General features: G+C 65.4%; 24 protein-coding genes and 1 tRNA gene. 11 read left to right on the top strand and 14 right to left on the bottom strand.

Going from position 1 to position 25,147, the window contains the following annotated elements; translation table 11 throughout:
* The first annotated feature begins 26 nt into the window (after window positions 1–26).
* Window positions 27–947, top strand: a complete 921-nt coding sequence (lipA, locus tag FHS98_RS16505) for a lipoyl synthase (protein WP_026359669.1) — start codon at window positions 27–29, stop codon at window positions 945–947.
* Between the two features lie 16 nt (window positions 948–963).
* The gene (locus tag FHS98_RS16510) at window positions 964–1,470 is read left to right on the top strand and encodes a type II toxin-antitoxin system RatA family toxin (RefSeq protein WP_167107731.1); all 507 of its coding nucleotides are present in this window, start codon (window positions 964–966) and stop codon (window positions 1,468–1,470) included.
* On the opposite strand, the gene FHS98_RS16515 is transcribed toward FHS98_RS16510, so the two are convergent.
* Genes FHS98_RS16515 through FHS98_RS16525 form a run of 3 tightly spaced genes read right to left on the bottom strand, consistent with a single transcriptional unit; the run spans window position 1,386 to window position 3,624 of the window.
* Entirely contained in the window at window positions 1,386–1,934 is a 549-nt protein-coding gene (locus tag FHS98_RS16515) for a CinA family protein (protein ID WP_167107734.1), read from the bottom strand. The genes FHS98_RS16510 and FHS98_RS16515 overlap by 85 nt on opposite strands.
* Complete coding sequence (locus FHS98_RS16520; RefSeq protein ID WP_167107738.1) at window positions 1,931–2,452, bottom strand: hypothetical protein; 522 nt, start codon at window positions 2,450–2,452, stop codon at window positions 1,931–1,933. The genes FHS98_RS16515 and FHS98_RS16520 overlap by 4 nt, the downstream gene beginning before the upstream one ends.
* Entirely contained in the window at window positions 2,449–3,624 is a 1,176-nt protein-coding gene (locus tag FHS98_RS16525; protein ID WP_167107741.1) for a bifunctional 2-C-methyl-D-erythritol 4-phosphate cytidylyltransferase/2-C-methyl-D-erythritol 2,4-cyclodiphosphate synthase, read from the bottom strand. The genes FHS98_RS16520 and FHS98_RS16525 overlap by 4 nt, the downstream gene beginning before the upstream one ends.
* Before the next feature lie 111 nt (window positions 3,625–3,735).
* Between FHS98_RS16525 and dusB the strand changes: the two genes are divergently transcribed.
* The 7 genes from dusB (at window position 3,736) to hflX (ending at window position 13,007) form a co-directional block, all read left to right on the top strand.
* Window positions 3,736–4,743, top strand: coding sequence for a tRNA dihydrouridine synthase DusB (gene dusB, locus FHS98_RS16530; protein WP_167107743.1), 1,008 nt, complete (start codon window positions 3,736–3,738; stop codon window positions 4,741–4,743).
* On the top strand, window positions 4,719–5,846 hold the full coding sequence (locus FHS98_RS16535; RefSeq protein WP_167107746.1) for an ATP-binding protein: 1,128 nt from the start codon (window positions 4,719–4,721) through the stop codon (window positions 5,844–5,846). Before dusB ends, FHS98_RS16535 begins: the two co-directional genes overlap by 25 nt.
* Window positions 5,843–7,300: a nitrogen regulation protein NR(I) gene (gene ntrC, locus FHS98_RS16540; protein ID WP_167107749.1), complete on the top strand. Its 1,458-nt coding sequence runs from the start codon at window positions 5,843–5,845 to the stop codon at window positions 7,298–7,300. The genes FHS98_RS16535 and ntrC overlap by 4 nt, the downstream gene beginning before the upstream one ends.
* Window positions 7,301–7,473: 173 nt before the next feature.
* Window positions 7,474–9,657, top strand: coding sequence for a sensor histidine kinase NtrY-like (locus FHS98_RS16545; protein ID WP_243848080.1), 2,184 nt, complete (start codon window positions 7,474–7,476; stop codon window positions 9,655–9,657).
* A 1-nt stretch (window position 9,658) separates the two neighbouring features.
* A complete protein-coding gene (gene ntrX, locus FHS98_RS16550; RefSeq protein ID WP_167107752.1) occupies window positions 9,659–11,044 on the top strand; it encodes a nitrogen assimilation response regulator NtrX in 1,386 nt (461 codons plus the stop codon).
* Window positions 11,045–11,226: 182 nt separating this feature from the next.
* On the top strand, window positions 11,227–11,715 hold the full coding sequence (gene hfq / locus FHS98_RS16555; RefSeq protein ID WP_019833273.1) for an RNA chaperone Hfq: 489 nt from the start codon (window positions 11,227–11,229) through the stop codon (window positions 11,713–11,715).
* Complete coding sequence (gene hflX, locus FHS98_RS16560) at window positions 11,712–13,007, top strand: GTPase HflX (protein WP_167107755.1); 1,296 nt, start codon at window positions 11,712–11,714, stop codon at window positions 13,005–13,007. The genes hfq and hflX overlap by 4 nt, the downstream gene beginning before the upstream one ends.
* 47 nt (window positions 13,008–13,054) lie before the next feature.
* Here hflX and gmk read toward each other — a convergent pair whose 3' ends face one another.
* The 11 genes from gmk to FHS98_RS16615 form a co-directional block, all read right to left on the bottom strand.
* Window positions 13,055–13,714, bottom strand: a complete 660-nt coding sequence (gene gmk / locus FHS98_RS16565; RefSeq protein ID WP_425057357.1) for a guanylate kinase — start codon at window positions 13,712–13,714, stop codon at window positions 13,055–13,057.
* A 74-nt stretch (window positions 13,715–13,788) separates the two neighbouring features.
* Window positions 13,789–14,598: a nucleoside triphosphate pyrophosphohydrolase gene (mazG, locus tag FHS98_RS16570; protein ID WP_167107758.1), complete on the bottom strand. Its 810-nt coding sequence runs from the start codon at window positions 14,596–14,598 to the stop codon at window positions 13,789–13,791.
* Between the two features lie 74 nt (window positions 14,599–14,672).
* Window positions 14,673–14,852: a hypothetical protein gene (locus tag FHS98_RS16575; RefSeq protein ID WP_167107761.1), complete on the bottom strand. Its 180-nt coding sequence runs from the start codon at window positions 14,850–14,852 to the stop codon at window positions 14,673–14,675.
* The gene (locus tag FHS98_RS16580) at window positions 14,849–15,616 is read right to left on the bottom strand and encodes an MBL fold metallo-hydrolase (RefSeq protein ID WP_019833278.1); all 768 of its coding nucleotides are present in this window, start codon (window positions 15,614–15,616) and stop codon (window positions 14,849–14,851) included. Before FHS98_RS16580 ends, FHS98_RS16575 begins: the two co-directional genes overlap by 4 nt.
* Window positions 15,613–16,389, bottom strand: a complete 777-nt coding sequence (locus tag FHS98_RS16585; protein ID WP_167107764.1) for a TatD family hydrolase — start codon at window positions 16,387–16,389, stop codon at window positions 15,613–15,615. Before FHS98_RS16585 ends, FHS98_RS16580 begins: the two co-directional genes overlap by 4 nt.
* A 100-nt stretch (window positions 16,390–16,489) precedes the next feature.
* Entirely contained in the window at window positions 16,490–18,004 is a 1,515-nt protein-coding gene (gene metG / locus FHS98_RS16590; protein ID WP_167107768.1) for a methionine--tRNA ligase, read from the bottom strand.
* A complete protein-coding gene (locus FHS98_RS16595) occupies window positions 18,001–18,990 on the bottom strand; it encodes a DNA polymerase III subunit delta' (RefSeq protein ID WP_167107771.1) in 990 nt (329 codons plus the stop codon). Before FHS98_RS16595 ends, metG begins: the two co-directional genes overlap by 4 nt.
* A 6-nt stretch (window positions 18,991–18,996) precedes the next feature.
* Window positions 18,997–19,620 carry a dTMP kinase gene (gene tmk, locus FHS98_RS16600; RefSeq protein ID WP_167107774.1) on the bottom strand — a complete coding sequence of 208 codons (624 nt, stop codon included), beginning with the start codon at window positions 19,618–19,620 and terminating at the stop codon, window positions 18,997–18,999.
* Between the two features lie 22 nt (window positions 19,621–19,642).
* The gene (locus FHS98_RS16605) at window positions 19,643–20,839 is read right to left on the bottom strand and encodes a D-alanyl-D-alanine carboxypeptidase family protein (protein WP_167107777.1); all 1,197 of its coding nucleotides are present in this window, start codon (window positions 20,837–20,839) and stop codon (window positions 19,643–19,645) included.
* Complete coding sequence (locus tag FHS98_RS16610; RefSeq protein WP_167107781.1) at window positions 20,836–21,708, bottom strand: septal ring lytic transglycosylase RlpA family protein; 873 nt, start codon at window positions 21,706–21,708, stop codon at window positions 20,836–20,838. The genes FHS98_RS16605 and FHS98_RS16610 overlap by 4 nt, the downstream gene beginning before the upstream one ends.
* On the bottom strand, window positions 21,692–22,750 hold the full coding sequence (locus FHS98_RS16615) for a lytic murein transglycosylase (protein ID WP_167107905.1): 1,059 nt from the start codon (window positions 22,748–22,750) through the stop codon (window positions 21,692–21,694). The genes FHS98_RS16610 and FHS98_RS16615 overlap by 17 nt, the downstream gene beginning before the upstream one ends.
* Before the next feature lie 379 nt (window positions 22,751–23,129).
* On the opposite strand from FHS98_RS16615, the gene FHS98_RS16620 reads away from it, so the two are divergent.
* Together FHS98_RS16620 and FHS98_RS16625 are read left to right on the top strand one after the other, a co-directional pair.
* Window positions 23,130–23,219: transfer RNA gene (locus FHS98_RS16620), tRNA-Ser, on the top strand.
* Between the two features lie 686 nt (window positions 23,220–23,905).
* The gene (locus tag FHS98_RS16625; RefSeq protein WP_167107784.1) at window positions 23,906–25,147 is read left to right on the top strand and encodes a reverse transcriptase domain-containing protein; all 1,242 of its coding nucleotides are present in this window, start codon (window positions 23,906–23,908) and stop codon (window positions 25,145–25,147) included.

A 25,147-nucleotide genomic window follows, 5' to 3' on the forward strand; every position in this document is an offset into this window, starting at 1 on the left:
GGTCGGCAATCGCTATCTCGCCCGCCATGACCGATGCCGCCGCAGAATCCCGTCCGCCCCGCATCCGCAAGCCCGACTGGATTCGGGTGAAAGCCCCGACCTCGGTGGGCTTTTCGGAAACCAAGGCGCTGATGCGCCGCCTCAATCTCGCGACCGTGTGCGAAGAGGCCGCTTGTCCGAACATCGGCGAGTGCTGGACCAAGAAGCACGCGACCGTGATGATCCTGGGCGACACCTGCACACGCGCCTGCGCTTTCTGCAACGTGAAGACGGGGATGCCCCGCGCCGTCGACAAGACCGAGCCCCAGCACGTCGCCGACGCGGCGGCTGAGTTGGGCCTCGAGCATATCGTCATCACGTCGGTCGACCGTGACGACCTGCCGGACGGCGGCGCCTCGCAGTTCGTGAAGGTGATCGAGGCGCTCCGCCGCACGACGCCGAACACCACGATCGAGATCCTGACGCCGGATTTCCGCAACAAGGCGGATGCCGCCGTCGAGGCGATCGTCGCCGCGCGGCCGGACGTCTATAACCATAATCTCGAAACCGTCCCGAGGCTCTATCCCACGATCCGGCCGGGCGCGCGCTATTATGCGTCGCTGCGCCTGCTGGAGAGCGTGAAGAAGCATGATCCGTCGATCTTCACCAAGTCCGGCCTGATGACCGGCCTCGGCGAGCAGCGGCTGGAGGTCCATCAGGTGATGGACGACATGCGTTCCGCCGACATCGATTTCCTGACGATGGGCCAATATCTCCAGCCGACTCCGCGCCATGCCAAGGTGGAGGAGTTCACCACCCCGCAGGCGTTCGGCGCCTATGGGGCGATCGCGCGGGCCAAGGGATTCCTGCTGGTCGCGGCCTCGCCGTTGACCCGTTCGAGCTACCACGCCGGTGACGATTTCGCGAAGCTGCGCGCGGCCCGCGAGGCCAAGCTGGCCCGCGGCTGATCGATAGGGAAAAGCGATGCCCCGCCACGCCGAAACCCGCCAGCTTCCCTATACGCCCGAGCAGATGTTCGATCTGGTGGCGGATGTCGCCCGCTATGGCGAGTTCCTGCCCTGGGTCGCGGCCGTGCGCGTGCGCGAGGACAGCCCCACCGAGATGATCGCGGACCTCGTGGTCGGCTTCAAGGGAATCTCCGAACGCTTCACCTCGCAGGTCCACAAGAGCCGCCCGTCGAGCATCCGCGTCGATTATCTGGAAGGACCGCTCGCGCACCTCACCAATGAATGGGGCTTCCGGCCGGACGGACAGGGCGGCACGCTGGTCGACTTCGCGGTGGACTTCGCGTTCAAATCGAAGCTGTTCGAGATGCTGGCGGGGCAGGTGTTCGACCGCGCGCTCCGCAAGATGATCGGCGCTTTCGAAACGCGCGCGGCCGAGCTTTATGCGTCCGGCGGCGTCGAATCCCCGAACGCGGCCGGCGAGGGCGTCGGCAGCAGCAGTTCGAGCGCGCACAGCGCCGCCTGAAGGCGGATCGCGCCACGGCCGAGATCGCCGAACTCGCGCTTGTCGGCCACCACATCGTCAGGATCGCCGGATCGGCTCGCGCGTGCGAAGACGACCGTTCCCACGGGCTTCTTCTCGGAGCCTCCGCCGGGGCCGGCGATGCCGGTGATCGCCACGCCGATGTCCGCGGAGCTGTGCTGGATCGCGCCCTGCGCCATGGCCCATGCGGTCGCGACCGAAACCGCGCCGAACGTCTCCAGCACGTCGGAGGGGACGCTCAGCATCCCCATCTTCGCTTCGTTGGCGTAGGTGATGAAGCCCGCCTCGAATACTTCGGACGAGCCCGGAATTTCGGTCAATGCCGCCGAGACGAGTCCGCCCGTGCAGCTTTCGGCCACCGCGACGCGGAGACCCGCCGCACGGTTCTCCTCGACGACCTTGCGGGCCGCCTCGATCAGTTCCGGGGGGAGGTTGGAGTCGGTCATCGGCTCGCCCCTTCGTCGTTCGGCCGGCAGATCGCAAGCCCCTTCGTCTGTTCCGGCCCGGCCACCTGGAGCGCCAGCAGGATCGCCTCGACCATCGCGTGCGCCTTCAGCGGCGCGGCCAGCGCGACGACATTGTCGATCGTCCCGCAATCCCGAATCGAGACATGGTCGTTGATCTGCTGCCCGACGATCGTCCGCGCCAGATTGATGACCGTGTCGTCGGACGCGAAACTGGAGAGATCCTGCCCCGTCGCCGCCTCGATGGCACGGCGGGCGCGAGCCGGGTCGGCCGGCATCTCATGCCGGTATCGGGCGGCGAGGCCCTTTCCCTCGTTGGGCAGGAAGGCATCGGCCGGAAGCGCGGGGGAGCAGCGCTCCGCCAGCCCCTCGATCGCGTCCGGCAACGCCACGGCGATGAGCGTCCGCATGTCGCTGCGCTCGATGCAGGCGGGGCGGGCGGCCTCGGCGGCCTGCCCCATGCCCAGCGCCAGCAGCGCGGCGAGGGCGGTCTTCCTCACGCGTCCGGCATCCGCACGGAGGCAATGGCCTGTGCGGCCATGCCTTCGCCTCGGCCGGTGAAGCCGAGCTTCTCGGTCGTCGTCGCCTTCACGCTCACACGATGGAGCGGGAGCCTGAGCAGATCGGCGACCCGCTGGCGCATGGCGTCGCGATGCGGGCCGATCTTGGGCGCCTCGCACATGATCGTGATGTCGACATGATCGATCACGCCGCCCTTCGCCGCGACGAGGCTGACGGCATGTTCGAGGAACTTGCCGGAGTCCGCGCCTTTCCAGCGAGCGTCGGAGGGCGGGAAATGGCTGCCGATATCGCCATCCGCGATCGTGCCGAGCAGCGCGTCGGTCAGCGCATGAAGGCCCACGTCCGCGTCGCTATGTCCTGCCAGCGCCTGCGTATGCGGGATTTTGAGGCCACACAGCATCACATGATCGCCCTCGGTGAAGGCGTGGACGTCGAAGCCCATGGCGGTGCGCGGGATCAACCCGGCGGCAAGGCGCTGCTCGGCGGCCGCGAAATCGGCTTCGTGGGTCAGCTTTTCCAACATCGGGTCTCCGGGAACGGCGGCCACCACGAGGCCCGCCATGCGCGCGACCTGTGCGTCATCGGTCGCCTCATGCGCCTCGGGCCAATTCTGGTGGGCAGCGAGAATGGCATTGAAACGGAAGGCCTGCGGCGTCTGCACGCGCGCCAGCCCTTCGCGCGGGACGGTGTCTCCAAGCGCGCCGTCCTCGCTGCGGACGAGCGTGTCGACCACGGCGAGCGTCGGCACCGCGCCGGGTTGCGTTTCCAGCGCGCCGAGCAGCCGGTCGATGACGGCGGCGGGCAGGAAGGGGCGGGCGGCATCGTGGATCAGCACCGCCTCCGGCGCGCCATGGGCGGCGATCGCCCGAAGCCCCGCGAGAACGGAATCCCGCCGCGTCGCGCCACCAGGCGAAACGCTGGCAGGCTGGCGACCGTCGAGCGCGGCGGCCAGCATCTCCTCCTGATCCGCACCGATGACGATGTGGACGCCGGCAATGTCGGGATGGTCCGCCAGCGCGTCGAAAGCCCGCGCGATGACGGCCTCACCCCCGATCCGGCGATATTGTTTAGGGAGGCCGCCACCGGCGCGCGTTCCGTTGCCGGCGGCCACAATCAGCGCCATCGCGCTCTTCTGTGCTGTCGAAGTCATCGCGCCGCGACCTAGACCTTCCCGAGGCCCATGGGAAGCTCCACGCCCGTGCTTGCCGCATCGCCGCAAAGCGAGTAGGGGGATTGCCTCTTTTTCAGGCAGATTGAACCCATGCGGAGCGAAGCGCTCGTGAAGTCGATTCAGGTCGGCCCCCTGACCATCGACACGCCGGTGATCCTGGCGCCGATGACGGGTGTCAGCGACTTGCCGTTCCGCAAGATGGTCCGGCGCTACGGTTCAGGGCTGAACGTCACCGAGATGATCGCCTCCCAGGCGGCGATCCGGGAGACCCGTCAGTCGCTTCAGAAGGCGGCATGGGATCCGATCGAGGAGCCCGTGTCGATGCAACTCGTCGGCTGCTCGCCCCCCGAGATGGGGGAGGCCGCCAAGCTCAACGAGGATCGCGGCGCGGCCATCATCGACATCAACATGGGCTGCCCGGTCCGCAAGGTGGTGAACGGGGACGCCGGCTCGGCCCTGATGCGTGATCTGGATCTCGCGGCGTCGCTCATCAAGGCGACCGTGGATGCCGTGTCGGTGCCGGTGACGCTCAAGATGCGGATGGGCTGGGACCATGACAGCCTCAACGCGCCGGAACTGGCCCGCATCGCCGAGGATCTCGGCTGCAAGATGGTCACGGTCCACGGCCGCACCCGCAACCAGATGTACAAGGGCACGGCGGACTGGGCGTTCATCCGCCGTGTGAAGGAAGCTGTCTCCATCCCGGTAATCGCCAATGGCGACATCTGCTCGGTCGACGATGCCGAGGAGGCGCTCAGCCAGTCCGGCGCGGATGGCGTGATGATCGGTCGTGGCGCCTATGGCCGACCGTGGCTACTCGGCCAGACGATGCGCTTCCTGACCACCGGCGAGCGCAGGCCCGATCCGTCGATCGATGAGCAATATGCCGTGATCGTCGAGCATTACGAGATGATGCTCAGCCATTATGGCCGGGAAACCGGCGTCAATATGGCCCGCAAGCATCTCGGATGGTACACCAAGGGGCTGTCCGGTTCGGCGGAGTTTCGGAACACCGTCAATCAGGTGCCCGATGCCGACCGCGTGCTGGCGATGATCGAGGAGTTCTACCGGCCGTGGCTATCCCGGGCGGCCGCCTGATCCGCCTCGGCCGCCGTGCGGGCGGCGAAACGGAGTTCCCCGGCGCGGCGGAACTGCTCGCGGCGGTGCCGGCGGCTTTGCTGGTGATCGACGGGGAGCGGGTGGTGCGCGATTGCAACGCCGCCAGCGAAGCCCTGCTCAATCTCGCGCGATCGGCCGTGATCGACCGCCCCATCGAGGAAATGACCGGACATCCGCTCACCAGCATGGCGGCGGATCAGCCTTTTGCCGCCTATGATCTCGACATGGTACTGCCCGTCGGCCGCCATTATCGGGGAGATATGACGGTTGCGCCGTTGCCGGAGCGGACGGGGTGGCGGATCGTCTCCATCCACGGTCGCGCGAGCCATGACATCTCCGCCCGGCGCGGCGACCGCGTGACGCGAACCTTGCCGGCCGCCGCTGCCGCATCGCTGCTGGCGCATGAGGTGAAGAACCCGCTGTCCGGTATCCGGGGCGCCGCCCAGTTGCTCGAGGCCGGGGCCGGCCCCGAACAGACCGAACTGACCCAGCTCATCCGTCGCGAGGTCGACCGGATCGTGGGCCTGATCGATCGTATGGAAGGCCTGTCGGATACGCGACCGCGGGTTTGCGAGCCGATCAACATCCATTCCGTGCTCAACCATGCGCGCATCGTCGCCTGTGCGGGGTTTGCCGCGAACGCCATGGTCCGCGAGCTATATGACCCTTCGCTGCCGGACGTGCTCGGCAACCGGGACGGCCTTGTGCAGGTGGTGCTCAATCTTCTGAAGAATGCGGCCGAAGCGACGGCAGGCAATGGGATCATCACGCTCACCACGGCCTATCGCCATGGCCTCTCGGTCGCGCCGCTCGGCGGCGGGCAGCGTCTCGCCCTGCCGATCGAGCTGTGCGTGATCGACGACGGCCCCGGCGCGCCGGAAGAGATGGTGCCGCATCTGTTCGATCCCTTCGTCACCTCGAAGGTTTCGGGAAGCGGTCTCGGTCTCGCCCTGGTCGACAAGCTGGTGAACGAGATGGGCGGCATCGTTGAATATGCGCGCGAGGGCACGCCGGCACGGACGGTATTCCGCCTGCTGCTTCCTCGCGCGCCGATCGCATCGGGACGGGGATCGCCATCATGAACGGGCTGTTGTCGGGCCGTATTCTGGTCGTGGACGATGATGCGGCGATCCGCACCGTCGTGCGTGAGGCCCTGCGACGAGCTGGACATGTCGTCGAGACCGCGGGCTCCATCGCCGAGATGCGTCGCGCGATCGGAAGCTTCGCGCCGGACGTGCTGGTCACGGACGTGATGCTGCCCGATGGAGATGGGCTGGACATGGTGCCGGACATCGCCGCGCGCTATCCCGATCTGCCGGTCATCGTGCTTTCGGCGCGCAATACGCTTGCGACGGCTGTGCGCGCGACGGAGCAGGGGGCCTTCGAATATCTGCCCAAGCCCTTCGATCTCGATGAGCTGGGCCGGGCCGTGGTGGGCGCGCTTTCAGGCCGGGCGACCGGTGGAAACAGCGAAGATGGAGATGCGCAGGCGCACGATCTCCCCCTGATCGGCCGTTCGCCGGCCATGCAGCAGGTCTATCGGACGATCGCCCGCGTCGTCTCCAACGACCTCACCGTGCTGATCCTCGGGGAATCGGGGACCGGCAAGGAACTGGTGGCGCGGGCGATCCATGATCTCGGCCCCCGATCGCGGCGACCCTTTGTGCCCGTCAACATGGCGGCGATCCCCCGCGAACTGATCGAGAGCGAGCTGTTCGGGCATGAACGGGGGGCATTCACCGGCGCCGCCCAGCGGACGGCCGGGCGGTTCGAGCAGGCGGCGGGCGGCACGCTTTTCCTCGACGAGATCGGCGACATGCCGCTGGAAGCGCAGACACGGCTTCTGCGCGTGCTCCAGGAGGGCGAGTTCACCACCGTCGGCGGCGCACGTCATATCAAGGCCGACGTCCGCGTGATTGCGGCCACGAACAAGGATATCGAGCGGCAGGTGGCCGAAGGCGGCTTTCGGGAAGATCTCTATTATCGGCTGAACGTGGTACCGGTCCGCCTGCCGGCGCTGCGTCAGCGGATGGAAGATGTCGGCGAGCTGGCCCGCCATTTTCTCGATCGCGCCGCCGCCGATGGGCTTCCGCGCAAGACGCTGGATGACGCGGGCGTGGAGCGCCTGCTCCAGCATGGCTGGCCCGGCAATGTCCGCGAGCTGGAAAATCTCATGCGACGCCTGGCCGCGCTGGTGCGTGAAGAGCGGATCGGTGCTGCCGCCATCGGGGCGCAGCTCGGCGCGGGCTCCGCGATCGAAATTGTCCCCGCTGTCGAGAGCGATGGCGGGTTGTGCGGCTCGGTGGAGCTCCATCTGACGCGCTATTTCGCCGGTTTCGGCCGCGAGTTGCCGCCTGACGGGCTCTATGAGCGGCTGCTTGCGGAGATCGAACCGCCTTTGCTGCGAATCGCCCTGGCCGCATCCAAGGGCAACCAGATTCGCGCGGCGCGGCTGCTCGGGATCAACCGCAATACGCTGCGCAAGAAGTTGACCGAACGCGGGATCGATCCCTCCGCTTCGCGACGGAACGGCTGAGCAATACGACGGATCGGTTGTAACATCCGCGTCGCAATCGTGTTGTGTCGGCAACGCCCTGTGGTAGAACAGCCACGATGGAGGCGGAGACAACTCGTCCACGGGGAGGGCGCCAAGCCCAGCAGCCGCGATGGAGGCGGAGGCTGACGGTCGTCCAGCGCCGGGGCTCGCTGATGGTCCTGCTCGAGATCGCGACCGTCTTGGTGTGGCTCGCCATCTTCGCCGCAAGCTGGTCCTTCATCTCCCGAAGCAGCTCGCCGGAGCAATTGCTGACACCGCCGGTCGTGGCCCTGTTGCTGGTCGCGAACCTTGTGCCGCTGATCGGGTTGCTCGTTCTGGCCGCCCGGCGGATCGCCCGTCGACGTGTGGCGGGAACGGGCGGCGGGGGGCGGCTGCATGTCCGGCTCGTTGCGCTTTTCTCCGGGGTCGCGGCGGTGCCGACGCTGCTGGTGGTCGTCTTCGCCTCGTTGCTGTTTCAGTACAACGCGGCTTTCTGGTTCTCCAACAACGCCCGCACCGTGCTCGAAAATTCGGATCGTGTCGCGCAGGCCTATGTCCAGGAAAAGCAATCGGCGCTCGAACGAGAGATGCTGCCGATGGCCGGCGATTTCCGAAACGCGTTATCGCAGATAACGTCGCTGGAAGATCCCCGCATCCCGAGCTTCTTCGCCGAGCAATATACCAGGCGCCATCTCTATGAGCTGATCCTGATCGGCGTCGGCAAGGATGGCGCACCCCATCTGCTGGCTCTCACCAATCCGACCAACAAATCCGCCAGCGAGCTGATCCCGCTGAGCAAATATCCCAAGCTTGATCGTGGCGAAGTGGATAGCAGCGTCGTAGCGGACCGGATCGAATCCCGCATCGCGGTGGACCCCAAGGCCAAGCTTTATATCTACGCCTCGCAGCAGCTTGATCCGCAGGTCGTGGCGCAGGCGACACGGGCGCGCTCGGCCGCCGGCGATTACAGCAGCCTGCTCGAACGTTCGCGGTCGCTCCAGTTGCGCTTCAATGCGGCTCTCTTGGTCGTATCGCTCCTGATCGTGGCGGCTTCCATCTGGATCGCCTTCACCGTCGCGGATCGCCTGACGCGTCCGATTTCCGGGCTCGTCGGCGCGGCGCGACGGATCACCTTGGGCGATCTCTCCGTTCGGGTCGCGCCGGCAGTGCGTCGCGATGAGATCGGCGCGCTCGCGACAGCCTTCAATCGGATGACCCGCCGGATCGAGGAACAGACGAGCGCGCTGGTCTCCGCCAATCGACAGGGTGAGGAGCGGCGCGCTTTCATCGAGGCGGTGCTGTCGGGTGTGAGTGCCGGCGTGGTGTCCGTGGACGGCGAGCGGCGTATCCGGCTTATCAACCAATCGGCCGAGCGGCTGCTGCATACCGAGGGCCAGAGCCCCATCGATCGGCCGCTGCACGATGTCGCGCCCGAACTGGATCAGTTGATCGGGCAGGATGAGCGGGAATCCGTCGTCCAGCTCACCAGCGGCGGAGAAATCCGTACCCTTGCCGTGACGCAGGTGGATTCCGACGGCGGCCATGTGCTGACCTTCGACGATATCACGCAGCAGTTGCTCGATCAGCGCCGGGCCGCGTGGTCGGACGTGGCGCGCCGCATCGCGCACGAGATCAAGAACCCGCTGACGCCGATCCAGCTCGCCGCCGAACGCCTCCAGCGGCGTTATGGCAAGGAAGTGACAAGCGATCCGGCCGTATTCGAGCGCCTGACGCAAACCATCGTGCGACAGGTCGGCGATCTACGGCGGATGGTGGACGAATTTTCCTCCTTCGCGCGTGTGCCCAAGCCGGTCTTCCGGGCGGAACCGCTCGTCGAGATCGCGCGGCAGGCGTTGTTCCTGCACGAGGTCGCCCATCCCGCGATCCATTTCTCACTCGATGCCCCGGAGCCGCCGCCCATCCTGGTATGCGACCGTCGCCTGCTCGGCCAGGCCTTGACGAATATCGTCAAGAATGCCGTCGAAGCCATTCAGGAAAAAGGGGAAGAGGGCGAAACGCCCACAGGCAGCGTGGCGATGAAGATCGAGGCCGAGGAAGGCCGGATCATCATCGAGCTTGCCGACACCGGCATAGGCTTGCCTGCGGAGCGTGAGCGCCTGACCGAACCTTATATGACGACCCGCTCGCGCGGCACGGGGCTCGGCCTCGCGATCGTCAAGAAGATCGTGGAAGAGCATTTCGGCACCATCGCCTTTGCCGATCGCCCCGGCGGCGGCACGGTGGTGCGGATCCAGCTCGATGCCGCGAAACTCGCGCCCCTCGTCGGCGCGTCCGAACACGATGCCTCCGGGGAGGAGGCTCGCCCCACCGAACTGACCCGCATGAAGGCCGGATGACATGGCATTGGACGTTTTGATCGTCGATGATGAACAGGACATTCGCGAACTGGTCGCGGGTGTTCTCGAGGATGAGGGCTATGGCGCCCGGACCGCGGCGGACAGCGATGCGGCGCTGGCGGCGATCCGCGAACGCAGGCCCAGCCTGGTCCTGCTTGACGTATGGTTGCAGGGATCGAAGCTCGACGGGCTCGATCTGCTGGACGAGATCAAGCGGCGGGACGCGTCGATCCCCGTGCTGGTCATTTCGGGCCATGGCAATCTGGACACGGCGGTCGCCGCCATCCGGCGCGGTGCGGCCGATTTCATCGAAAAGCCCTTCGAGGCCGAACGCCTGCTGCTCCTCGTCGCGCGCGCGACCGAGACGGAACGGCTGAAGCGCGAGAACGCCACGCTGCGCGCCCAAATCGGACAAGATGAGGAGTTGAACGGTCAATCCGCCGCGATCAACCACGTTCGTGCGACGCTCAAGCGCGTGGCGGCGACCGGCAGCCGCGTGCTCGTCACCGGCCCGGCGGGCGTCGGCAAGGAAGTGGCCGCCCGGCTGCTTCACACCTGGTCCAATCGCTCACAGGCGCCGTTCGTGGTCGTGTCCGCGGCGCGGATGACGCCCGAACGCATGGAAGAAGAGCTGTTCGGCACGGAAGAGGGGGGCGAGCTGCATCGCCCCGGCCTTCTGGAGCAGGCGCATGGTGGCACGCTCTTCCTCGACGAGATCGCGGACATGCCGCTCACCACGCAGGCGCGTATCCTCCGTGTGCTGACCGATCAGAGTTTCACCCGCGTCGGTGGGACGCAGATGGTGAAGGTGGATGTCCGCGTCGTCTCGGCTACCGCGCGCGCGCTTCAGGAAGAGATTTCCGCCGGTCGATTCCGCGAGGATTTATACTATCGACTCAATGTGGTGCCGGTGAATCTTCCCGCGCTATCCGAGCGACGGGAGGACATCCCCGCGCTCGTTCATCACTTCGCAGCCCGTTATGCGACGGAGCGGCGCGTGGCGACGCCGGAGATCGCCGCCGAGGCGCTGGCCGCGCTTCAGGCCTATGACTGGCCGGGCAATGTCCGTCAGCTTCGAAATGTCGTGGAGCGGACGATCATCATGGCGCCGGGTGACCGGATCGGCCGGATCGACGCCGATATGCTTCCGCCGGAAGTGCTGTTCGATCAGGAGCGGCTGGCGCCCGGCAACGCGGCCAAGGCGATCATGGGCACGCCGCTTCGCGAAGCCCGCGAAACGTTCGAGCGCGAGTATCTGCGTGTCCAGATCCGGCGTTTTTCGGGCAATATCTCGCGCACGGCGACGTTCATCGGGATGGAGCGCTCGGCGCTCCACCGTAAACTCAAGTCGCTTGGGCTCGTCGATCTGAAGGATGCGGAGGAATAGCCGCCCGCACCTGTTTCGATATCCGAAGATCGAAATGGCCCGTGTGACGCTCTGCGGGCCATTGCCGCGGCGCGTCATCTCGCATACATTCCGGCCACTTCCGCAGCCGGCGGGAGGACGCAACGCCAACGAACGGCGCGCATGCGGGCCACGCCCCGCCAATCTGACCGGAGACAGGTCATATGGCCGAAAAGCCCAACAATCTCCAGGACATGTTCCTCAACGCCCTGCGCAAGTCCAAGACCCCGGTGACGATGTTCCTCGTCAAGGGCGTCAAGCTTCAGGGCATCATCACCTGGTTCGACAATTTCTCAGTGCTGCTCCGTCGCGACGGGCAGAGCCAGCTTATCTACAAGCACGCCATCTCCACGGTGATGCCGGCCCACCCGATCGACCTCGCGCCGATCGAAAAGGCCTTCGCCGAGAGCAAGCGCGGTACGCTGTTGCAGGAAATCTTCCTCAACGCCGTCAAGCAGTCGGCGGAGCCCGTGACGATGTTCCTCGTGAACGGCGTCATGCTTCAGGGCGAAGTGGCGGCTTATGATCTCTTCTGCCTGCTGCTCCGTCGCGACGGGCAGAGCCAGCTCGTTTACAAACATGCGATTTCGACGGTTCAGCCGCTCCACCCGGTCAACCTTGCCGACGTCGATGGTGAGGCGGACGCAGATTGAGCGGATTCGGTCGGGAAGATAAGGACGGCATCGTTCGCGGAGCGCGGGCGATCGTCGCCCTCCCGGAAATCGGACCTCATAACCGCTCCGCCGAAGCGCGACTGGAGGAGGCCGCGGGGCTCGCCGGCGCGATCGGTCTGGATGTGGTCGAACGCATGGCCTTCCGGCTGCGCTCGCCCAAGGCCGCGACCCTGCTTGGGTCCGGTCAGGTCGAGGCGCTGGCCGAAGCCGTGCGAATGGCCGAAGCGGAGCTGGTCGTCATCGATGCGGCGGTGACGCCCATCCAGCAGCGCAATCTGGAAAAGGCGGTCGAGGCCAAGGTGATCGACCGCACCGGCCTGATCCTTGAGATATTCGGCGAGCGTGCCGCGACCGCCGAGGGGCGGTTGCAGGTCGAACTCGCCCATCTCGACTATCAGGCGGGCCGGCTGGTGCGGAGCTGGACCCACCTTGAACGCCAGCGCGGCGGCTTCGGCTTTCTTGGCGGCCCCGGCGAAACACAGATCGAGGCCGACCGTCGCCTGATCCGCGATCGCATGGCCAAACTCCGCCGGGAGTTGGAGCAGGTAAGCCGAACGCGTGGGCTCCATCGTGACCGGCGCCGGCGCGCGCCATGGCCGATCGTCGCGCTGGTTGGCTATACCAACGCTGGAAAGTCCACGCTTTTCAACCGGATGACTGGCGCGGAGGTGATGGCGAAGGATCTGCTTTTCGCTACTCTCGATCCGACGATGCGGAACATCCGCCTGCCGGGCATCGACAAGGCGATCCTGTCCGACACGGTGGGCTTCGTTTCGGATCTGCCGACGCAGCTCGTCGCGGCCTTCCGCGCCACGCTGGAGGAAGTGACGACCGCCGACATCATCGTGCATGTCCGCGACATGTCGCATCCTGACAGCGATGCGCAGGCCGAGGATGTCGCGCGCGTGCTTTCCGAGATCGGCGCGACCGGCGGGGAGGGGGCTCCGATGATCGAAGCCTGGAACAAGGTCGATGCGCTCGACGCTGAAGCCGCCGCCACCCTGAGGGCCGAAGCGGCTCGCCGAGAGGATGCGGTGGTGCTTTCCGCACTGACCGGGGAGGGGGTCGACGATCTGCGGCGGGCTCTGTCCGAACGGCTGAGCCAGGGCGCACGCGTCCGCACCGTAAGACTGTCGGCGAGCGACGGCGCGGCCATCGCCTGGCTTCACCAGAATGGCGAGGTTCTGCGCAGCGAAAGCAGCGGAGAGGCGATCCGCCTCGATGTACGGATCAGCGACGTGGATTGGGCTCGCTTCGAGGCCCGAGACTAAACGAAGAGCCGCTCCCTTTCCCTTTGCGGGAGAGGGGGCATCCGCTCTCAGCTCCGCATGAGCTTGCGGGTGAAGCCGATCAGGCCGAGCTGGCGATGCCGTCGCAGCCGCTCGGACCGCAGGATCAGGCGGACCTGAGCAAAGCAACGCTCGACGTCATCGTTGACGAGCACATAGTCATAGCCGTCCCAGTGGCCGATCTCGGAAACGGCGCGTTCCATGCGGCGGTCAACGACCTCGGCGCTGTCCGTCCCGCGACCGCGCAGACGGCGCTCCAGCTCTTCCATCGACGGCGGCAGGATGAAGATCCGGACGACATCCCCGGCCGCCTGCTGATAAAGCTGCTGGGCACCCTGCCAGTCGATGTCGAAGAGAACGTCGCGTCCTTCGTGCAGCATCGCCTCAACCGGCGCCCGCGGCGTGCCATAGCGATGATCGAAAACATGCGCCCATTCGAGGAACGCGTCGTCCGCGACCATTTCCTTGAACTTCGCCGTATCCACGAAGTGATAATCGCGGCCGTCCACTTCTCCGGGCCGCATGGGGCGGGTGGTGGCAGAGACGGACAGCCTGATCTGTCCATCCACCTCGATCAGCTTGCGGGCGATCGTCGATTTTCCTGCGCCCGATGGCGAGGAGATGACAAACAACAGGCCCCTGCGATGCAACTCCGTCTCATGCGGATTGCGACGGGGGGCGGACGGGATGGAGGTGGAATCGAGCTGTTCGACCATGACCGCTTCTGCCGCGATGCAGCGTGGGCCGTCAATCCCAACCGCACTTAAAGTCCGGCGGCCTTCGCCTTGATCCACAGTTCTTCCTTCGCTTCGAGCGACAGGCCCACGAATGCATCGCCGGCTTCGGCCTCCATGGCGGCGAAACGGCGCTCGAACTTCGCATTGCCCGCCCGGAGCGCCGCTTCCGCATCCACGCCGCAATGCCGAGCCCAGTTGACGACCGCGAAGAGCAGATCGCCAAATTCCTCCGCCCGCGCCGCGTCATCGATGGCGGTGTCGATTTCCGTGAGTTCCTCCATAACCTTCGCCCGCGAGCCGTTGGCGTCGGGCCAGTCGAACCCCGTGCGCGCGGCGCGCTTCTGGAGTTTCTCCGCCCGCATCAACGAAGGCAATCCCAGAGCGACACCCGCAAGCGCGCCCGTCTCGCGGCGACTGGCACGCTCCTCTGCCTTGATCGCTTCCCAGCCGCGCTGGGCAGCCGCGCCATTGCTGCGTTCGATATCGCCGAAAACATGGGGATGGCGGCGGACCATCTTGTCCGAAATGCCGGCGATGACGTCGGCGAGCGTGAAATGACCGGCTTCCTCGGCCATTCGCGCATGGAACACGACCTGAAGCTGGAGATCGCCAAGCTCGCCACGGAGATCGGCCATGTCGCTGCGCGCGATCGCGTCGGCCACCTCATGGGCCTCTTCGATGGTATAAGGTGCGATCGTGGAGAAGTCCTGCTCGACATCCCATGGACAACCGCTCTGAGGATCACGCAGCTTCGCCATGATCTGCGCGAGCCGCTCGATAGCCGCACCCGAAGAGGGAGCTTCCGCCGATATGCCGGAGGTCGGGGATGACGTCATGTCGCTCCTCATGCCAAAGTCCGATAATATACATTATGTAAAATCATATCGATATCCGATCGTGAGAAGGCGCCCTACCGTCGAACATCGATCCAATGCGCTATGCCGAACAGGATGATGAAAATCGCAATCCAGGCGACGGCCATTGGAAGCCGTGGACCATGGGGCAAATGCCGTCGCGCAATCAGGGCGCTGCCGACCAGCAGCATCGCACCGGCGATCCAGATGAAATCACCGGCGCGATCGAGCGTCATGCGAAGTCCAGCTCCATGCCGTCATAGCCGGGCTCGACATGATCGGGCAGTTCGGCCTTGAGCCGCTGATAATCCATGCTGTTGTCCATGTGCATCAGCACGGCAAGCTCAGGCTTCAATCGCTGAATCCAGCCGAGCGCCTGGTCGAGATTGGGGTGCGTAGGATGCGGCTTACGGCGCAAGGCATCCAGTATCCATACGTCCACACCCTTATACAGTGCAGCCATGTCATCAGTCAACCCATTGAAATCAGTGGCATAAGCAGCCGAATAGCCATTCCAGTCGAAACGCAGGCCGGCGGATTCGATCGCCCCATGCGGCTGGTCCACCACCCGGACCCGGATGTCGCCGATCATCATCTCGTCCGGCAGGTGATGCGGTCGCACTGTCGGCGGATATCCGTCCTTGCCCTCGAAAGCGTAGTAGAAGCGCTCCTGCATCGACTTCAGCGTGTGCGGGCGCGCATAACCCTCCACCGCCGCGCGGTTGAGGATCACGATCTGGCGGAGATCGTCGATGCCGTGGGTGTGATCCGCATGGTCGTGCGTCCAGATCACGGCGTCGAAGCGGCTGGCGCGCGCATCGAGAAGCTGTTCGCGCAGATCCGGTGACGTATCCACGAGAATGCGGGCCTGGTCGGTCTCGACGATGATCGAAGCCCGGCGGCGGCGGTTCTTCGGCTCGTTGGGATCGCACTGGCCCCAGTCGTTGCCGATCCGCGGAACGCCCGACGACGTGCCCGAGCCCAGCAGTCGGATTCTCATGCGTGCGCTTTCGTGAAGAGATTGAAGAAGTTGGCGCTGGTATTCGCCATGAGTGTTCCGACGGGTTCGCCACGCAGATCGGCCAGAAAGCGGGCGGTATCCGCGACGAAGGCCGGCTCGCAAGGCTTCCCCCGATGCGGCACCGGCGCAAGGAATGGCGAGTCCGTCTCGATCAGCAGTCGATCCGCGGGGATCTTGGCAGCAGTAGCCTGCAAGTCCTTGGCATTCTTGAAGGTAACGATACCGGAGATCGAAATGCTGAGCCCCAGTTCGAGCATCTTGTCGCCGAATGCCTCGGAAGCCGTGAAGCAGTGGATCAGGGCCGGGAAGCGCCCCTTCCCCATCTCCTCCGCGAGGATCGCGTTGGTATCCTCCTCGGCGTCGCGGGTATGGATGATGAGCGGCAGGCCGGTCTCGCGGGAGGCTGCTATGTGGGCGCGGAAGCTCGCCTGCTGACGGGCACGGTCGCTATGATCGTAATAATAATCGAGGCCGGTTTCGCCGATGCCGATCACGCGCGGATGGGCGGCGGCGGCAACCAGCTTCTCGGTATCGATATCGGGATGCTGATCCGCCTCATGCGGATGGATGCCGACCGACGCCCAGACATCGGGCTCGCGTTCAGCCGTGGCGATGATGTCGCCCCATTCGCGCTCCCGCGTCGAGATGTTGAGCATGGTGGTGACGCCGGCGGCGCGCGCGGAGGCAAGCACCTCGGCCTGGCGTTCGACCAGCTTCGGATAATTCAGATGGCAATGACTGTCGACGAGCATGGCCCGGCAGATAGGGCCAAGTGCGCGTCATGGGAAGGTGGCGCTATCGCACCCGCACCCTGCCACCCCGGAAAGACGCCGGAATGGCAGGGTTCGCGGATCAGGCCTCCGCTTCCAGTTCCAGGCGCGGAAACACGCCCTGCGGCGTTGGGAGCGTGGTGCCGGGGGCGATTGGCGTCGAAAGAGCCGCGAAATCGCGAGCCCCCTCCCCGATAGCAAGCTGGTCGAGCAGTTTGCCCGCGGACGCCGGAATCGCCCACTGCGCGAGGATCGCGTGTTGGCGCACGGCTTCCGCCGTCCAGTAGAGGACCGCATCCGCCTTGGCCGGGTCGGTCTTGCGAAGTGCCCACGGCGCCATATCGGCGAAATAGCGATTGGCCTCGCCGACGCCTTCCCAGAGGATTTCGAGTACCCGATGCAGCGCGAATTCCTCCATCGCCTCGGCCATGCGCGGGAGGAGCGACACGGGCAGCGCCGGCGCGGGTTCGTCGCCCGGCCCCGGCAGGACGCCGCCGCACTGCTTGGCGATCATCGACAGGCTGCGCTGGGCCAGATTGCCGAGCCCGTTGGCGAGATCAGCATTCACCCGCGTGACGATGCCTTCGGGGCTGTAGCTGCCGTCCTGACCGAAGCTCACCTCGCGCAGCAGGAAATAGCGCAGGCCATCCACGCCATAGCGCTCCGCCATCTCCAGCGGATCGACGACGTTCCCGGTGGACTTCGACATCTTCTCGCCGCGGTTCAGCACGAAGCCATGGCCGAACACCTGCTTCGGCAGCGCGATGCCGGCGGACATCAGGAAGGCCGGCCAATAGACCGCGTGGAAGCGCACGATATCCTTGCCGATGACGTGGACGTCCGCCGGCCACCACTTCGACATGTCGCCCGGATAACCGGCGCCGGTCAGATAGTTGGTGAGCGCGTCGACCCACACATACATCACATGTCCCGGCGAATCCGGCACCGGAACGCCCCAGTCGAAGCTGGTGCGCGAGATCGAGAGGTCCGACAGGCCGCCCTTCACGAAGGACAGGATTTCGTTGCGGCGCCCTTCCGGGCGGATGAAATCGGGGTTCGCCTCATAATGGGCGATCAACCGGTCCTGATAAGCGGAGAGGCGGAAGAACCAGCTCTCCTCCACCGTCCATTCGACAGGCGTGCCCTGCGGCGAGAGCTTGGCGCCCCCTTCCCCTTCGACCAGTTCCTTCTCGTCGTAGAAGGCCTCGTCGCGGACCGAATACCAGCCTTCGTAGCGATCGAGATAGATGTCGCCATTGTCGCGCATCGCGCGCCAGATCGCGGCGCTCGCTTCATAATGATCGGCATCCGTGGTGCGGATGAAACGATCATGCGAGATGTTGAGGGCGGCCGTCATCTCACGGAAAGCAGACGACATTTCATCAGCCAGCGCGCGCGGAGTGATGCCGCGGTTGCGCGCCGTCTGGGCCATCTTCAGGCCATGCTCGTCCGTGCCGGTGAGGAAGCGGACCTCGCGTCCCTCGGCGCGCTTCCAGCGGGCGATGGCGTCGGTCGCGATCGCTTCGTAGGCGTGGCCGACATGCGGGCGGCCGTTCGGGTAGCTGATCGCGGTGGTGATGTAGAAAGGCTTGGTCATCGGCGGGCGCTGGACGCTCTTTCCATGTTGAGCGACGCGAGCAGCCCGGCCAGCTCGAACACCGTCGCCTGGGGATCGAGCGAGAGGCGAACCGCACTCCCGGCCAGGGCGCGCGCCTTCTCCCACAGCGCCACGGCATCGGCAAGCGCCTGTCCGTGTCTTCCGCGCGCCTCGGCGGCGATGCGGCTGGGCAGGCGCTCCAGAAAAATCTCATAGCGAGGCTGCGCGGCTTTCAGCGCCAGCGCTTTGGCCAGTGCGACCCGCTCGCTATTGTCGGGATCGCCCGAACGGATGATGGATTCCATCGCGCTGTCGAGGCCGGCGACATCGAGCCCGGCGAAACGCAGCGTCCTGCCGGGAGAGCCCTCGCCCGCCGCCGTCAGGTCCGCGATCTCGCGGTCATCGGCATCCGGCAGCGTATCGCGCAGCGCAACCTGCATGTCGCCCTGTTCGAGCGGTGCGAAGCGAAGCACCCGGCAACGGGAGCGGATCGTCGGAAGCAACCGCGCCGGCGCATGGCTGACCAAGAAAAACAGCGAGTTGACGGGTGGTTCTTCTAGCAGCTTGAGAAGGGCGTTGGCGCCCGAACGCTCCATGTCGTCCGCCGCGTCGATGATGACGACGCGCCAGGGGGAAAAGCTCGGCGAGGTGGCGAACAGCCGAGAGAGGCCACGCACCTGATCCACCGTGATCGAGCGCGCGGTGTCCTTTGTCTTCTCCCGATAAAGACGCTCCAGCACCATCACGTCAGGATGACTGCCAGCCTCCCACAATCGTGCGATGCGGTGATCCGGGGGCACGTCGAGGCCGGGCGCATCAACGGCCGGGCCTGCCGCATCCGCCAGCAGGCGCAGCGCCGCCGCGCGGGCGAAGCTTCCCTTTCCGACGCCCTGCGGGCCGCTCAGCAGCCAGGCATGATGCATCCGCCCGGAACGATAGGCTTCCAGCAAGGCGGCGACCTGCCGTGATTGGCCGTAGAGCGCCATGCCGCCTTACAGCCCCGCCAGCGCGGCAATGAGGCGGGCGGTCACCCGTTCCGCCTCGCCCTGTGCGTCGACGAGCCGGAACCGCGCCGGCTCGGCCTTCGCCAGTGCCGCGAAGCTGTCGGCGACGCGGGCGTGATAGTCCGCATCACGCCCGCCAATGCGATCCGAATCGCCGCGGTCCCGCATTTGGGCTCGGCGAGCAGCTTCCTCGGCCGGAAGCGTGAGAAGCAGCGTGCGATCCGGCAGGAGCCCCGCCGAACCGACCTCGTGCAGCAACTTCAGTCGCTCGATCGATACCCCATCGGCGCCGCCCTGATAGGCGAGCGAGCTGTCGAGGAAACGATCGGTGATGACCCATTTCCCTGCTTCGAGCGCGGGCAGGATGGTCTTCGCGACATGATCGGCGCGCGCGGCCGCGAACAGCAGCGCCTCCGCGCCGCCGGTCCAGCGATCGGCCGATCCTTCGAGCAGAAGGCGGCGGATCGCCTCCGCCCCCTCGCTGCCGCCGGGCTCACGCGTTTCCACGACGTCGAGCCCCCGCGTGCGTAGCGCAGCCGCCAGCGCGCGGACCTGCGTCGATTTGCCGACGCCTTCCCCGCCTTCCAGCGCGATGAAGCGCCCCCGCGTCATTGGCCTGGCCCCCGGATATGGATCAGGCGAAACCGAACAGCGCCTTGATCGACGCCCAGATGCGGCCGAAGAAGCCCGCTTCGCCGACATCATTCTCGGCCACGAGCGGCAGCACCTGCTGGTCCTGCCCCGGAGGCGAGACGACGAGATCGGCGATATGCTGGCCGGCGGTGATTGGCGCCTTGATCGGGCCTTCATACACCACTTTCATCGGCGGCGCGTCTCCGCCGGCGCGCTGGCCGAGAATGCCGCCCACGCCGAGCGGGACGGTCACGGCGAGATCGCGCGGCGCGACAAGGCCGACCTTGGAGGACGATCCGCCCTGAACCTCGGCCATGTCCACGCGCTTGCCCTTGGCGAAGAGCGGCTTGAGCCGCCACGCTTGGAAGCCCCAGTTCATCAGGGCGATCGACTGGTTCACGCGCTCGTTCCAGCTCTGCATCCCGGCGAGCACCATGACGAGGCGGCGCCCGCCCTGCTCGGCCGAGCCGGTGAAGCCATAGCCGGCTTCTTCGGTATGGCCGGTCTTGAGGCCGTCCGCGCCCGGCACCTTGCCAAGGATCGGATCGCGATTCTCTTGGCTGATATTGGCGCCGCCCATGGTCTTGCCCCAGGCGAAATTCGGCTTGGCGTAGAACTGCTTATAGAGATCCGGGTAGTCGCGGATCGTCGCCTCGGCGAGTGTCGCGAGATCGCGCGCGGTCACATAGGTGACGCCGCCGTCCGGCCAGCCATTGGCCGTGCCGAAGTGCGAATTCTTCAGCCCGAGATGTTGGGCCTGCTGGTTCATCAGGTTGACGAAGGCCGGCTCCGTGCCCGCTATGCCCTCGGCCAGCACGATGCAGGCGTCGTTGCCCGACAGCGTGATGATGCCCGACAGAAGGTCCGAAACGGAGACCTGCTCGCCCGCGGCGATGAACATGGTGGAGCCCTGCGCGTGCCACTTCTTCCATGTCTCGGGCGACATGGTGAACTTCTGGTCCAGCTTCAGCTCACCGCTCTTGATGAGGCTGAAAGCGACATAGACCGTCATCATCTTCGCCAGCGAGGCCGGCGGCATACGGAAATCAGGCTGCTTCTGGTAGAGGATGGCGCCCGAATTCATGTCCTGGAGGAAGGCGACCTGCGCCGTCGTGTCGAACGGCGGGACGGCGGCGAACGACGCCGTGGACAGACTCGCGAGGCTGAGGGACAGGACGGCAAACTGGACGGGCTTCATGGCGACGTGGTTCCGTTCGGCTCTTGTGAAAGTGGCGCGTCGACGACGGCAGCCCCCTGATAGCCGCGTGCGCGCAACCGCGCCAGCGCCGCAGAGAGAGAAGCGTCATCGGAATATGGTCCGGCCATGATGCGATAGCCGGTGCCCGTCGCCACCACCCGCGCGCCGAGATCGGAAAGCGAGGAGGCCAGCGCATCGGCGGCATCGGGATCGGCGGGTGAAGCGATGAGGATATTGCGGCTCGTCGCCAGTCCGGTCTTGCGGCGTGGCGTGACGGGTGCTGAGCGTTGCACGCTGGCCACCATCGACGGCGCCACCCGGCCGACGCGCGGCGGCGTTGCGGTCGGCTCGACCGAGGCGAGCATCACGGGATAGCCGCGCCGGAGCCGCTCGCGATCATGGCGGCTGGGCGTCACCCGGCGCACGCGCACCATCGCCCGGCCCACACGGTCGATTCCCAGCTCCTTCGCCGCTTCCTGGGACAGATCGAGAATGCGATCGCGTGCATAAGGGCCGCGATCGTTGACGCGCACAAGGATGCGCCGCCCGGTGTCGAGCCGCGTCACCTCCACATAGGAAGGCAGCGGCAAGGTCGTGTGCGCGGCGCTCGGCCGCTGGCGGTAGAAAATCTCGCCATTGGCGGTGTGCCGGCCCTGCTCGGCATTGCCGTACCAGCTCGCCTCGCCGATCTGGTCATAATCCGGCTGATCGGTCGGCACATAAGTGCGCCCGCCGATCGCATAGGGACGGCCGAGCTTCACCGGCGTGTCCTGCACCAGTCCATGCACGCCACCCCCGCAGCCCGCGAGAAACAGCGCCGCCGACAGCGCGGCGGCTTCGCGGCCGCGCCGCTCAGTTCGCCACAGCATCGGCAAGCAAGCCCACGGAGAGCGCGTAAAAGTTCGAACAGTTATAATCGAGGATCGCACGATAATTGCCGAATGTCAGATAGGCGGTCGCGCCGGCGCCGTCGGGTTCCAGCAAGGTCGCCTGCTCGTCGTCCGCCACCTGAGGCCCGCCGGTCTGGACAACGCCGAGCGCACGCCATTCGCGCATCGTCAGCCATCTGCTGTGCCGGGCATGGACACGCGGACAGCGTGGCCCGGTCATGCGGGTGGCGATCGCCGAGCGGTTCAGCGTGGCGGGCACATAGGCCGGCACGCCCCATGGCTCGCCTGCCTTCCAGCCTGCATTGTCGAGATAATTGGCGATCGAGGCGAGCGCATCGGCCGGGCTGGTCCAGATATCGGCCTTGCCGTCCCCGTCCCCGTCACGTGCCACACGGAGATAGACGGATGGCAGGAACTGCGGATACCCCGTCGCCCCCGCCCAGCTCCCCTTGAGCTGCGAGCGAGGTATGCCGCGATCCATCAGCTTGAGCGTTGCGATCAGTTCGCCTTCGAACAGCGGACGACGGCGGCCTTCATAGGCGAGAGTCGCCAGCGAGTTGGCGAGATCGAAATTGCCCGTATAGCCGCCATAGCTTGTCTCCTGCCCCCAGATGGAGACCATCACCGATTCGGGCACGCCCGTTTCCTGCACGACCCGCTGGAGAGTGTAGCGCTGAGCGGCATAAGCGCTGCGCCCCCGTGCGATCAGGTCCGCGCCGACATGCTTGGCGCGATAGGGCGCGAAATTCGGCGAGGCGCCGACCGGCCCCGTCGGCGAGCCGCCCGGCTGCGCTTGATCCAGCGCGACCACGCGCGGGTTATAGACCAGCGTAGGCAACACGAAATCCAATGTCCGAGCGCTCACGCCGCTGGCCAGAGCACGTCCCCTGAACGCCTGGAGATAGGCCTGGAACGGAGCCGCATAGGGATCGGTGGCCGCCTGATCGCCCCCGACCGTCTGCGCTGACGCTACATTCGCATGGCCGGCCGCCATCGCGAGCGCCACGACCATGCCCACCATCAAACCTGCTGTACGCAATGCCCACCTCCGCCATCCGCTTCTGGCATAGCCGCGCGGAGAGGTCAGCCCGTCTCGTCGCTTCTCATGCACAACTTGCACGGGTTGCGTTCGGATGGGTGACCGGGATAAGCGGACGCCAGCCCGCCGGACGATGGCAACGGAGACGCCGCAAGGCGCCTCGCTCAGCGGCTGTATGGAAGAGTGTCCGAGTGGTTTAAGGAACCGGTCTTGAAAGCTAACGGGGGTTTCGGCGCTCGGCAGCGTCGACCGACGAAAAAGGGGTGTAGTTAGAATCGCTTAGCGACGGGTCAAGGAATGGCTAAACCGAGCGGCAGCGCCGCCATCTAGCAGATTTCTAGCCGCGCCGCTGAATCGGTATGGAAGAGTGTCCGAGTGGTTTAAGGAACTGGTCTTGAAAACCAGCGACGGGGCAACCCGTCCGTGGGTTCGAATCCCACCTCTTCCGCCACCCCCCTGTACGAACAGGCTTCGGCATCCGGCAACGGATCGGGGCCGAATTGGATCGTGCCCTCCCATCCCTACCACTGAGGGTTACTTATCTAGCTGGGGTCGGCCAGGCAGGGTTTGGTACGATTCTTCCCATAAGCCAATCGTAAGCTGTGACCGCAGCGTAAGTGCAGGCCGCTGATCGGAGTGTCGAAAGGCTGCCGGTCGGCGTATGCGTCAAATCCGTGAATGCTTCGGTCTCGTTTCCGCTCGCTATGCCCGAGCGAGACAATAACAGGTGCGCTGATCGAGATGCGCCCTCACTGTAGCGCGCGAGCAACACTTTCGGTGAGGTAACGATTTTTTATCAGACCCACTTGGAAGAACAAACTGGCATCCTACCTGATGCTGGTCCCCGGAATTGGCCGACGGATACGATCGTTGCAACGTGCAACCCTGATGATGATGATAATGAACACGGCCACGCCGTGGATCACAGCGTCAGCGGTTTCGCCGCGCGGACAGATGAGCATAGCTCGGACCTCCTCGATCATACGATACCACTTAGCGTTTCAGACCCGCGCCGATCAGCGGCTCCACACAGGGCCTAAGGGGGGTGGATTGTGGTGTGCGTCCGGGGGCATCCAGGAAGACTGGGGTCTCGGGTCAAGGCTGGCCCCCGGACTCTGCTAATGTTACGCAGTCGGGATGAAGACACCCGACTGGTATCGCCCTCGCGGGTACTTGCATTTCGATGTACCAGTTAAGGTTGCGTTCGGCGAGGGCCTGACCCCGACCATCGTCGCAGCCCACGTATGGTCGCCGCTGATTCACTACATCAAGATCGAGAAACGATATAAGGTCAAGGAGCGAAAGACCGTTCCTAAAGAGCGGCCGATCATGTTCGCGTCTCATCGCGATGCGTGTATTCTGTCCAAGTATTCTGCGGACCTCGTGACCCGGCTCGACGCGTGGTACGCGGCGAAGGGGCTGGACGATACGGTCATCGCATATCGAGCGCTCGGCAAATCCAACTACCATTTCGCCAAGCGGGTTGAGGATTTTGTCCGTGCGCACCCTTCGCTCACGGTCATGTGCTTCGACGTAACGGGCTTCTTCGATAACCTTGACCACAAACGGCTCAAAGCTCGCCTGAAGGCGATTCTTGAATGCGATGAGCTTGGCACGGACTGGTATGCCGTGTTTAAGGCCGTCACCAGCTATCACTATGTGCATCTGGACGAGTTGAGGAAGCACGATCAGTTGGCCGAACGCCTCAAGGCGCGGAAGCCCCATCCCCTCGCGACGATTGAGCAAGTGAAAGCGCTCGGCGTGCCAATCGAGAAGAACCGGGCCAAGAAAGGTATCCCGCAGGGAACACCGATCAGCGCCAGCCTCTCGAATCTCTATATGGCGGAGTTCGACGAGCAGATGGAGGCGGAAGCGAGCAAGCGGGGCGCGCTGTATCAGCGATATTCCGATGACATTCTCATCGCCTGCCCGAAGACACGCTGGAAGGTGCTGCACGCGCTGATTGAAGAGAAGTTGGGCGAACACGGGCTGGCGCTGCAAGGGGACAAAACGGACATTGTCCACCTTCACGGCACCAGCACTCTCACGTTCCAATATCTTGGCTATCAGCTTGGTTTGGGCGAGGCGCGGTTACGGCTGAAGTCTCTATCGCGGCAGTGGCGCACTGCGAAGCGGGCATTGAAGAAGGCAGAACGGGTCGGCCTCCGTGCAATCGCGCAGGGTAAGGCGAACCAGATATACACCCGCAAGCTGTACATGCGCTTCACCAGGGCGGGCGCTCGCAATTTCCTCGCCTATGCGGATCGTTCGGCAGACACGTTGGCCTCCCCCGCCATTCGCAAGCAGGCGAAACGGCTGCGTAAATTCGTTCATGGAGAACTGGCGCGCATGAAGGGCAAATCGGGGCCAAAGTCCTGA

The sequence above is a fragment of the Sphingomonas oligoaromativorans genome (genome assembly GCF_011762195.1).
GTDB lineage: Bacteria > Pseudomonadota > Alphaproteobacteria > Sphingomonadales > Sphingomonadaceae > Solisphingomonas > Solisphingomonas oligoaromativorans.